9 protein-coding genes are annotated in these 10,300 nt (G+C 74.8%); 3 read left to right on the forward strand and 6 right to left on the reverse strand.

Translation table 11 applies throughout. From position 1 onward, the window contains the following. The first annotated feature begins 24 nt into the window (after nt 1-24). Complete coding sequence (locus ABD371_RS11090) at nt 25-903, forward strand: DsbA family protein (RefSeq protein WP_344475391.1); 879 nt, start codon at nt 25-27, stop codon at nt 901-903. A 147-nt stretch (nt 904-1,050) separates the two neighbouring features. Beyond that, nucleotides 1,051-2,028: a prolipoprotein diacylglyceryl transferase gene (gene lgt, locus ABD371_RS11095; protein ID WP_344475393.1), complete on the forward strand. Its 978-nt coding sequence runs from the start codon at nt 1,051-1,053 to the stop codon at nt 2,026-2,028. Between the two features lie 64 nt (nt 2,029-2,092). Here lgt and ABD371_RS11100 read toward each other — a convergent pair whose 3' ends face one another. The 6 genes from ABD371_RS11100 to ABD371_RS11125 are packed head-to-tail and all read right to left on the reverse strand — an operon-like array spanning nt 2,093 to nt 9,003. Beyond that, nucleotides 2,093-2,896 carry an HpcH/HpaI aldolase/citrate lyase family protein gene (locus ABD371_RS11100; protein WP_344475395.1) on the reverse strand — a complete coding sequence of 268 codons (804 nt, stop codon included), beginning with the start codon at nt 2,894-2,896 and terminating at the stop codon, nt 2,093-2,095. Beyond that, nucleotides 2,893-4,101 carry a CaiB/BaiF CoA transferase family protein gene (locus ABD371_RS11105; protein WP_344475397.1) on the reverse strand — a complete coding sequence of 403 codons (1,209 nt, stop codon included), beginning with the start codon at nt 4,099-4,101 and terminating at the stop codon, nt 2,893-2,895. Before ABD371_RS11105 ends, ABD371_RS11100 begins: the two co-directional genes overlap by 4 nt. Before the next feature lie 34 nt (nt 4,102-4,135). Next, nucleotides 4,136-5,539: an ADP-ribosylglycohydrolase family protein gene (locus ABD371_RS11110; RefSeq protein WP_344475399.1), complete on the reverse strand. Its 1,404-nt coding sequence runs from the start codon at nt 5,537-5,539 to the stop codon at nt 4,136-4,138. Then, entirely contained in the window at nt 5,536-6,708 is a 1,173-nt protein-coding gene (locus ABD371_RS11115; RefSeq protein ID WP_344475400.1) for an ADP-ribosylglycohydrolase family protein, read from the reverse strand. Before ABD371_RS11115 ends, ABD371_RS11110 begins: the two co-directional genes overlap by 4 nt. Then, complete coding sequence (locus tag ABD371_RS11120; RefSeq protein WP_344475402.1) at nt 6,671-7,942, reverse strand: ADP-ribosylglycohydrolase family protein; 1,272 nt, start codon at nt 7,940-7,942, stop codon at nt 6,671-6,673. Before ABD371_RS11120 ends, ABD371_RS11115 begins: the two co-directional genes overlap by 38 nt. After that, nucleotides 7,939-9,003, reverse strand: coding sequence for an ADP-ribosylglycohydrolase family protein (locus ABD371_RS11125; protein ID WP_344475404.1), 1,065 nt, complete (start codon nt 9,001-9,003; stop codon nt 7,939-7,941). Before ABD371_RS11125 ends, ABD371_RS11120 begins: the two co-directional genes overlap by 4 nt. Before the next feature lie 206 nt (nt 9,004-9,209). Here ABD371_RS11125 and ABD371_RS11130 point away from each other — a divergent pair, with 206 nt between their 5' ends. After that, the gene (locus ABD371_RS11130; protein ID WP_190126035.1) at nt 9,210-9,938 is read left to right on the forward strand and encodes a VIT1/CCC1 transporter family protein; all 729 of its coding nucleotides are present in this window, start codon (nt 9,210-9,212) and stop codon (nt 9,936-9,938) included. The last annotated feature ends 362 nt before the right edge of the window (nt 9,939-10,300 follow it).

Consider the following 10,300-nt stretch of genomic DNA (forward strand, 5'->3'; position numbering starts at 1 on the left):
GCCTCCCCGGTTCGTTTGCGGGGTGTGAGCGACAACAATCAGGAACGGCAGGGGACCGCGCGAGAGCGCCTCCAGAGGGAACGCGAGCGGGAGAAGGCCCGGGAGAAGCGGCGGCGGACGCTGATCGTCTCCGCGGCGGTGGTGGCGGTCCTCGGACTGGCCGCCGTGGTCGGGGTGATCGCGGCGACCGCGGGCTCCGGCAAGGACGGCGGGTCCCAGGCCGGTCCGCTGCTGGCGCCCTCGGGCGTGGAGGGCAAGGACCAGCTGTCCTTCCCGGTCGGCGCGAGCGACGCCCCGTCCACGCTCACGGTGTGGGAGGACTTCCGCTGCCCGGTCTGCGCGCAGTTCGAGAATGTCATGAGGGACTCCATCCAGGAGCTGGAGAAGTCCGGCCAGCTGAAGGTCGAGTACAACCTCGCCACCATCATCGACGGCAACATGGGCGGCACCGGCTCCCTGCGCGCCGCCAACGCGGCGGCCTGCGCCCAGGACGCCGGCAAGTTCTCCGAGTACCACGACGTGCTCTTCCGGAACCAGCCGCAGGAGTCCGACGACGCCTTCGGCAAGAACAGCAGGCTGATCGAGCTGGCGGGCAAGGTCGAGGGGCTGGACACCCCCGCCTTCCGCAGCTGTGTGCAGGACGGCGCGCACGACTCCTGGGTCGCCAAATCGAACAAGGCCTTCGCCGAGGGCGGCTTCCGGGGCACCCCGACGGTGCTGCTGAACGGGGAGTCGATCTTCCCGGACAAGGCCGGGCTCCAGATCTCGGCGGCCAATCTGGAGAAGTGGGTGGCCGAGGCGAACAAGGGAAAGCGGCCCGGGACCCTGACCCCGACGCCGTCCGCGTCCGCCACTCCTGCCACGGGCTCCCCGTCGGCGACACCGGCCGCGACGGCTCCCTGAGCGAAGCCGGGCCATGGGGCCAGGACGACGGGGCCGGGGGCGGCCGGCGGGCCGCTCCCGGCCCCCGTGCCGCCCCGGCCCGTTATCCAGACGTTGCCCGGGTGGGTTGCCGTGTCCGGCGCCGGGCAGGGTAGCGTCGGACCTGCCATGGAACTTGCCTACATTCCCAGCCCGTCGAGCGGCGCGATCCAACTCGGACCGCTTCCGCTGCGCGGCTACGCGCTCTGCATCATCATCGGCGTCTTCGTGGCCGTCTGGTACGGCAACAAGCGATGGGTCGCCCGGGGCGGCAAGGCCGGCACGGTGGCCGACATCGCTGTCTGGGCCGTGCCCTTCGGCCTGATCGGCGGCCGGCTCTACCACGTGATCACTGACTACCAGCTGTACTTCAGCGAGGGTCAGGACTGGGTGGACGCCTTCAAGATCTGGGAGGGCGGCCTCGGTATCTGGGGGGCGATCTCCTTCGGCGCGGTCGGCGCCTGGATCGGCTGCCGCCGCCGTGGAATCCCGCTCCCGGCCTGGGCGGACGCCCTCGCGCCCGCCATCGCCTTCGCCCAGGCGATCGGCCGCTGGGGCAACTGGTTCAACCAGGAGCTGTACGGCAGGCCGACGGATCTGCCCTGGGCGCTGGAGATCAGCGAGGGGCCGAACCGGGAGGCGGGGCTGTACCACCCCACCTTCCTCTACGAGTCCCTCTGGTGTGTGGGCGTCGCGCTGCTGGTGATCTGGGCCGACCGGCGCTTCCGGCTGGGCCACGGCCGGGCCTTCGCCCTGTATGTCGCCGGGTACTGCGCGGGCCGCGGCTGGATCGAGTACATGCGGGTCGACGAGGCGCACGAGATCCTCGGACTGCGGCTCAATGTGTGGACCTCGATCGTGGTGTTCGTGCTCGCCGTGGTGTACATCGTCGTCTCGGCGCGGCTGCGGCCGGGCCGCGAGGAGATCGTGGAGCCCGGACAGCCGGGTGCCGACGGCACTGACGGCACTGACGGCACCGACGACGGCTCTGACGGAGAGAGCGCGGACGCCTCCGACGAGGGCGCGGACGCGGACACCAAGCCGGCCACCGGGCCGAACCTGGACAAATCAACCGGGTCCGCCGCGGCCTCGGCCGACAAGGCCTGATACGCGCGCTGTGGAACGGCGAGTGGCCGCCGGGGGGCTCCCCCGACGGCCACTCGCCGTTTCGCTACGCGGGCCCTTCGCGCCGGGCCGCGGAGAGGGTGCGCCGGGCCGCCGCCACGATCGCCGCGTCCACGAAACGGCCGTCGGGCAGGGCGAGGGCCCCTTCGTCCCCGGCGGCGGCCTCGACGATCTGCTCCGCCGCCTCGATCTCCCCCGGGGTGGGGCGGAAGGCCCGTTCGATGACCGGCAGCTGCCGGGGGTGGATGGCGGCCCGGCCCAGGAAGCCCAGCGCGCGGGCGTGGGCGCAGGAGGCGTAGAGCGCGTCCATGTCCCTGATGTCGGGGAAGACGGACTGGACCGGCGGCGCGAGTCCGGCCGCGCGGGCGGCGACCACGATCCGGACCCTGGGCCAGTCCAGCGAGGAGCCGTCCCGTACCCCGAGGTCGGCGCGGAGGTCCGCCTCGCCGATGGAGATGCCCCGCACGGCGGGGTGGGCGGTGGCGATGGCGTAGGCGTGCTCGATCGCGAGCGCGGACTCCAGCAGCGGATGCAGGGGGACCCCGGGGGCGAGTTCCGCGATCCGGTGGATGTCAGTGGGGTGTGCGACCTTGGGTACACGCAGGGCGCAGAGGCCGGGAAGTCCGGTCAGCGTCTCGACGTCCTGGGGGGAGTTGATGCGGACATGGACGGGCAGTGTCTGGCGGGACATGAGGAGTTCCGCCGTCGCGGCGAGCGCGTATTTCTTGCGCTCGGGGGCGACCGCGTCCTCAAGGTCGACGATCACGACGTCCGCGCGCGAGCCGATCGCCTTGCGCACCACGTCGGGGCGGTCGCCCGGGGCGTAGAGATAGGTGAGGGGGATGGTCACAGGGCCCCCTGCTCACGGAGTGCGGCGATCTCCGCCCCGCTCAGGCCGAGTTCGGTGAGCACCTCCTCGGTGTCGTGGCCGTGCGGGCGGCCCGCCCAGCGGATAGCGCCGGGAGTCTCCGAGAGCCGGAAGAGGACGTTCTGCATACGGATCGTCCCCAGCTCGGGGTCGGCCACCTCGGTGATGGTGTTCAGCGCGCGGTACTGAGGGTCGTCCATCACCTCGCGGATGTCGTGGATCGGGGCGATCGCGGCCTCGGCCTTCTCGAAGGCGGCCAGCGCTTCGGCCCGGGTGCGGCGGGCGATCCAGCCGCCGACCGCCGTGTCCAGCTCGTCCGCGTGCCCGGCCCGCCCGGTCCCGGTGGCGAACCAGGGCTCCTCGGTCAGCTCGGGCCGGCCGACCAGCCGCATCACGCGTTCGGCGACGGACTGGGCGGAGGTGGAGACGGCGACCCAGTGACCGTCGGCGGTGCGGTAGGTGTTGCGCGGCGCGTTGTTCAGGGAGCGGTTGCCGGTGCGTTCCTGGACATGGCCGAGCTGGTCGTACCAGAGCGGCTGGGGGCCGAGCACGGTGAGGATCGGTTCGATGATCGCCATGTCCACCACCTGGCCCCGGCCGGTGGCGGCGCGGGCGGCGAGGGCGGTGAGCACCGCGTAGGAGGTGGCGAGGGCGGCGATCGAGTCGGCGAGTCCGAAGGGGGGCAGGGTCGGCGGGCCGTCGGGTTCGCCGGTGACGGCGGCGAACCCGCTCATGGCCTCGGCCAGGGTGCCGAAGCCGGGGCGGTGGGAGTACGGGCCGAACTGGCCGAAGCCGGTGACCCGGGTCAGCACCAGCCCGGGGGCGACGGCGCTCAGCTCGGGCCAGCCCAGGCCCCATCTCTCCAGGGTGCCCGGACGGAAGTTCTCGATGACCACATCGGCGGTGGCGGCCAGCCGGAGGAGGGTGTCACGGCCGCCGGGGGCGGACAGGTCGAGGGTGATGGCGCGCTTGTTGCGGCCGAGCAGCTTCCACCACAGACCGACGCCGTTCTTGGCGGGCCCGTGCCCCCGGGAGGGGTCGGGGCGGCGGGGGTGCTCGACCTTGATGACCTCCGCGCCGAAGTCGCCGAGCAGGGTGGCGGCGAGCGGCCCCGCGAAGAGGGTCGCCAGATCCAGGACGCGCAGGCCCTGAAGGGGAGTGGGAGCGAGAGGAAGGGCCTGGGTCATGGGGTGCCGCCGATCTCGGGCGGCGAGGTGCCGGTCATGGGCGGATCGCCTCCTGGTGGGTGAGCCGGGCGAGGGCGTCGAAGCCGATGCCGTCGAAGCCGGTGACGGAGGTGGCGAGCCGGTTCTTCAGCGGGGCGGTCCAGCGCTCGGGGAGGGCCTCGGGGGCCCCGGCGAGCAGCCCCGCGACGGACCCGGCGGTCGCCCCGTTGGAGTCGGTGTCCCAGCCTCCGGAGACGGCCCGGCAGACCGAGCCGGTGAAGTCGCCGTCGGCGTGGGTGAGGGCGGCGGCGAGCAGCGCGGCGTTGGGGACGGCGTGGACCCAGTGGCGGTCGCCGTGGGCGGTGTGCAGCCGGTCCACGACCGTGTCGAAGCGGGGTTCGGCGCGGGCCGCCGCGATGCCGGAGCGGACCGCGCGGGCGAGCCGGGAGTGCGGGGGCACCACGGTGAGTCCGGCGGCGAGCGCGCCGTGCACATCGTGGCCGCCGCCGGCCGCCGCCGCGATGGCGGCGGCGATGAACATCGCGCTGTGGACGCCGCTCGCGGTGTGGGTGAGGACGGCGTCGCGATGGGCCTGCTCGGCGGCGGCCCCCGGGTCGCCCGGGTGCGTCCAGCCGTGCACATCGGCCCGGATGGCCGCCCCGATCCACTCCCGGAAGGGGTTGTGGCGGCGCGCGGTGAGCGGGGGTTCGATCCCGGAGAGGAGATTGCGGTAGGCGACGCGCTCGGCGGTGAAGACGCGTCCGGCGGGGAGTTCGTCCAGCCACAGCCGGGCCACGTCGGCGGTGCGGAAGCCGCGTCCGTGCCGCTGGAGCAGCAGGAGGTTGAGGAGCGGGTAGTTGAGATCGTCGTCCTCGGGCATGCCGTCGATGTTCTCGGCGAGGGAGGTGGGGGCGGAGCGCCGGTTCCAGGGGTGCGCGCGGGCGAGTTCGGCGGGGACGCCCCGGCCGGTGAACCAGGTGGTGAGCGGCCAGTTCCCGGTGGCCCGGCCGAGAGCGCGGATGGCGTGCAGCGGAAGCTTCTCCACCGGCTTCCCCAGCAGACAGCCCACGGCCCGCCCCAGCCATGCGGCGTGCAGCGCCTCCACGGCGGGCCCCGCCGCCGCCCGCGCGCGCGGAACACGGGGCTCCGGCGGCTCCGGCTCCGGGGTGGGCCAGTCGGGGCAGGCGGCGCGGATGGCGGGGAGGTCGGTGGGTTCCAGGGCCGCCAGCGGGCTGGGGAGTTCGGCCAGTTCGTCCAGGAGCCGGAGCGCCAGGGCGCGCAGGGCCGGGGCGGCGGGGCGCGGTGAGGCGCCCGCCGCCGGGGGCGGGGGAGGGCCGCCCGCCGCCCGCCACACGGCGGCGATCCCCGACGCGTCCCGGCCGTCCTCCGCCGCCTGGCGCAGCTCGTGCCCGACCAGGTCCTCCGGCTGGACCCAGGTCAGCCGCAGCGCCCCGGTCACCGGGCGTCGTCCGCCGTCAGCAGGGCGAGAGCGTCCTCATGGGCCCGGCGGCGCGCCCGGTCGCGCGCGAAGACCTCGCGGGTCACCGAGGCCAGCTCCCTCGCGGGGGCGTGCAGATCGAGCCGGCTGGCCTCGGCGACCGGCTTCGCCCACTCCCGGGGCACCGAGGCCTCGCCCCCGAGCGCCCCGGCGATCGCCCCGGCCATGGTGGCGGTCGAGTCGCAGTCCCGGCCGTAGTTGACCGCGCCCAGCACCGTACGGCGGTAGTCGCCCCCGCCGATCAGCAGCATGCCGAGCGCGATCGGCAGCTCCTCGACGGAGTGCACCCGGGAGGGGCGGCGGGCCGCGAGCGAGGGGGCGCGGTACTCCGGGCCGACGGTGTCGAAGGGGGCGATCGCCGCCCGCAGCGGGGCGAGCGCGGGCTCGAAGTCGGTGTGCCGCACGGCGACGCCCGCCACCGCCTCGATCGCGGCCCGGGTGCCGTCCTTCGCCAGACCGAGCGCCGTGTCGATGACGGCCGCGGGCGTCGCCCCCGGCGCACAGGCCGCCGCGACGGCCGCCGCGAAGACCCCCGCCGCCTCGCGTCCGTACGAGGACTGGTGCGCGCCCGCGATGTCGAGGGCCTCGGCGTAGGCGGCCCGGGGGTCGGCCGCGTTGACCAGTCCCACCGGGGCCATGTACATGGCCGCGCCGCAGTTGACGATGTTTCCGGAGCCCGCCTCGCGCGGGTCGTGGTGGCCGTAGTGGATCCGGGTCACCAGCCACTTCTCGGCGAGAAAGAGCCGCTGGACGGGGAGCGCCTCGGCCTCCAGCTCCGGGATCCAGCGGGGGGTGGTGATCAGGTCCGGCACCAGGTGGTCCGCGACGGCGTGGGCGTCGAGGTGGTCGCGGACCCTGGCGTACACCCTGATCAGGGCATGGGTCATCAGGGTGTCGTCGGTGACGTGCCCGTCGCCCTTGTGGTACGGGGCGAGCGGGCGGGCGGTGCGCCAGTCCTCGCCGTGCCAGGGGCCGACGATGCCGCGGATCCGGCCGCCGTGGCGCTCGGCGATCTGCTCGGGGCTGTAGCCCTCGACCGGGCCGCCGAGCGCGTCGCCGACGGCGGCGCCGATCAGACTGCCGGTGATCCGGTCATCGAGTCCCGGAACGGTGGGTGAAATCAGCGTCATGCCGGAATTGTCCACCCGGGGTGGCCGGTTCCGTGTCTGCCAGCCTCTCGGCGAGTTTCACCAGATCCGTCCCCGCGAGCCGGGGCAGCGCACAGCCCGCGAGGGTCCGGCAGGCCTCGCGCCAGCCGGCCGGGATCGCGTCGCCGCCGCCGAGCGCGCCGGTCAGCGCCCCGGCGAGGGCGGGGGCCGAGTCGGCGACCCGGGAGAGACAGGCGGCGGTGGGCACCGCCTCCGACACCCGGCCCCGGGCCGCCGTGGCGACGGCGAGCGCGACCGGCACGGTCTCGGCCGCCGCGATGCCGTAGCTGTAGACGTGGTCCACGATCTGATGCTCCAGCAGCGGCACCAGGTCGAACGCGGCGGCGGAGTCCCGGGCGAGCCGGACCGCGTGCTGGGCGTTGCGGCCGATCTCGGTACCGGCGGGCAGCTGGGCGAGGGCGGCGTCCACCGCGTCGTCGACCGCCGCGCCGCCGAGGGCCGCCGCGACGGCCGCCGCCATGGCGCGCGCGCCGTGCACCCCGTCGCCGTCCTGGGTGTAGCGCGCGTCGAACTCGGCGAGGGTGGCGGCCGACGCGGGGTCCCCGGGGTGGACGACCGCGAGCACGACCGCCCGTACACAGGCGGCGTCGTCGAAGTAGTGGGGGTTGTCGTGGCCGGTGGCGGGCGGGCGCAGTCCGGTGGCCAGATTGCCGAGGCCGGCGCGTACGGAGATCCGGGCGCGCAGCGGGAGCACGGCGGACTCCACCTCGGGGGCGCGGGCCGCGGCGGCGGCGACCTCGCCCGCGAGGGAGTTCCAGGCGAGATCGACGGCGGCGCGCATCCGGCGGCCGGGGGTGAGTCCGGCGAAGAGCGGCCCGGCGGCGGTGAGCACGGTCTCGGCGGTGAAGGCCGCCCACTCGGCGTCGTCGGAGGGTCCGAGCCGCAGCGGCTCGGGCGGCTGGTTGAGGGCGATGGGCACGGGGAGGGTGGTGGTGGCGTTCTGCTCGGCGAAGGTGTCGAGCTCCCGGGTGAGCCGGCGGGTCCACTCCGGCATCCGGGCCGCCCGGTGCCGGGCGGCGGGCCACCCGGCCGCGTCCCCCGCCGCCAGCCCCAGCAGCAGCCCCTCGACCGGCCGCGTCCACCCCTCCCGCCGCCCGGCGCTCCCCGGGCCGGACTCCAAGGGCTCCAAGGGCTCCAAGGGCTCCAGGGGATCCAAGGGATCCGGGGCCGGGCCGGTCGTCGCCGCGCTGGTCATGACGCGGCCCCGGGCCGGTCCTCGCCGGGGGCCAGCAGATCGGCGACGTCGAGGACATGGTGGCCCCGCATGGCGGGCAGACAGCTCCCGCGCACCGGCCCGATCGCCGCCGACCACTCGGGAGGGATCGCCCCCACCCCCGACACCGCGCCCGCCAGCGCCCCCGCGACCGCCGCCGTGGTGTCGGCGTCCCGGCCCATGTTGACGGCGGTCAGCACCGACGCGCGGAAGTCGCCGCGCGCGGCGGTGAACGCGCCGAAGGCCAGCCCCACCGCCTCCGGGGCCAGATCCGTCCAGGGATAGCCGCCGATCACCACCGAGGAGCGCACCGCCCGCTCCATCGTGAGGACGTCCGGGTAGTCGCGCTGGGCCGTCACCACCCCCCGGCGCAGCGAGCGGGCCGTCCAGGAGTCCATCGGGATCACCGAGAGCGCCGCGCCGATCACCCCGGCCGGGCCCGCGCCCGCCATCGCGGCGGCCACTCCGGCGGCCACCGCCTGGCCGCCGTAGATCCCCTCGCCGTCGTGGCTGACCGTGCCGTCGATCGCCACCAGCCGGGCCGCCTCCAGGGGCCGGCCCGCCGCGAACACCCCGAACGGGGCCGCGCGCATCGCCAGACCGTCGCTCCAGGCGTGCCGGTGCTGGGCCGAGATGGGCGCGGCGAGCCCCCGCCGCAGATTCTCCAGGGTGCCGCGCTCGCTGAACCCCGCGCCCCGGAACGGCCCCTCGTCCAGATCCGCGATCCAGTGGTGCCACGCCGCCTCCACCTGCGCGACGGTCAGCTCCGAACCGTGCCGGGCCAGCAGCAGCCCGGAGAAGATCGCGTACTCGGTGTCGTCCGTGCCCGCCGGATCGTCCGTCACGAAGCCCTCGATCCGTCCCCATCTGCGGCGGATCTCGGACGGCCGCAGATTCTCCGCCGGCGCGCCCAGGGCGTCGCCCACCGCGAGCCCCAGCAGCGCTCCGTACGCCCGCTCCCGGGGCGAGGGGCCGGCCGCCGGCGGCGGGAGGGCGGGCCCGTGCCCGGCCGGACCGGGGGGACTGCCTGCGGTCAACTCCATGGGGCGGACCCCTTTCGCGCGCGAGCCAGGTCGTCTGGATCTGTGCCCCGGGGGGCCCGCCGCGAGTCGAAGAAACCTTTCTGTCACCCCCTCGACGCCAGGTAAGTACGGCCTGCCTTGCTGGCAGGCTCCTTACTTCGTGCGTATTTTCGGTGGTGTTCGAGGGGTGCGCCGCGATCAGCCGCGCACAGGGAAAGGGGAGAGCTGTGTCCATCATCGAGGCCGGGGCGTCGCTGCACGAGGCCCACCGGGACAACCACACCCACCGTGATGTCAACGGCGGCTGGCTGCGTCCCGCGGTCTTCGGCGCGATGGACGGACTGGTCTCCAACCTGGCCCTGATGACCGGTGTCGCGGGCGGTTCGGCCTCCCAGCAGACCATGGTGATCACGGGTCTCGCGGGGCTGGCGGCGGGCGCGTTCTCGATGGCTGCGGGCGAGTACACCTCCGTCGCCTCCCAGCGGGAGCTGGTCGAGGCGGAACTGGAGGTCGAGCGCCGGGAGTTGCGCAAGCACCCGGTCGACGAGATGGAGGAGCTGGCCGCGCTGTACGTCGCACGGGGCGTGGAGCCCGCGCTCGCCCGCGAGGTGGCGATGCAGCTCTCCAGGGATCCGGAGCAGGCGCTGGAGATCCACGCCCGCGAGGAGCTGGGCATCGATCCGGACGATCTGCCCTCCCCGGCCCTCGCGGCCGTCTCCTCCTTCGCCGCCTTCGCGCTGGGCGCGCTGCTGCCCGTACTGCCCTATCTGCTCGGCGCGACCGCGCTGTGGCCGGCGGTGCTGCTGGCACTGGCGGGACTGTTCGGGTGCGGGGCGCTGGTGGCCCGGGTGACGGCCCGGGGCTGGTGGTACAGCGGGATGCGGCAGCTGCTCCTGGGCGGTGCCGCCGCGGCGGTGACCTACGGGCTCGGCATGGCCTTCGGCGCGGCCCTCTGACGCCCCCCGGCCTGCCGGAGGCCGCCGCCGGGACTACGGCCGGGGCTTACCGCCGGGCCCGCACCGGGCCCGCACCGGGCCGCCGCCCGGCCGTCTCCGGGTGTCCACGGCCGCGCCCCGGGGGTTTCGCCCGTGTTCCGGCCGGGTAAAGCCCCGGACCCCGCCTCCTCCGCTCCGGAGGGGGCGGATTCCCTGGATTCCTCACCCGTCCGTCGTGCTTTTTTATGCAGGGCGCGGCGGGCGGGATCCAGCCCTGGGGCGGTTTATCCGGCCCGAGGGTGAGACACTATGCAAGACACTGCAAAAGTAGCCGTAACTCGTCGGTTTCAGATCCCTGATCACCGGGCATGAGCCGAAGGCGC

It is taken from the genome of Streptomyces amakusaensis (assembly GCF_039532665.1).
Classification (GTDB): domain Bacteria; phylum Actinomycetota; class Actinomycetes; order Streptomycetales; family Streptomycetaceae; genus Streptomyces; species Streptomyces amakusaensis.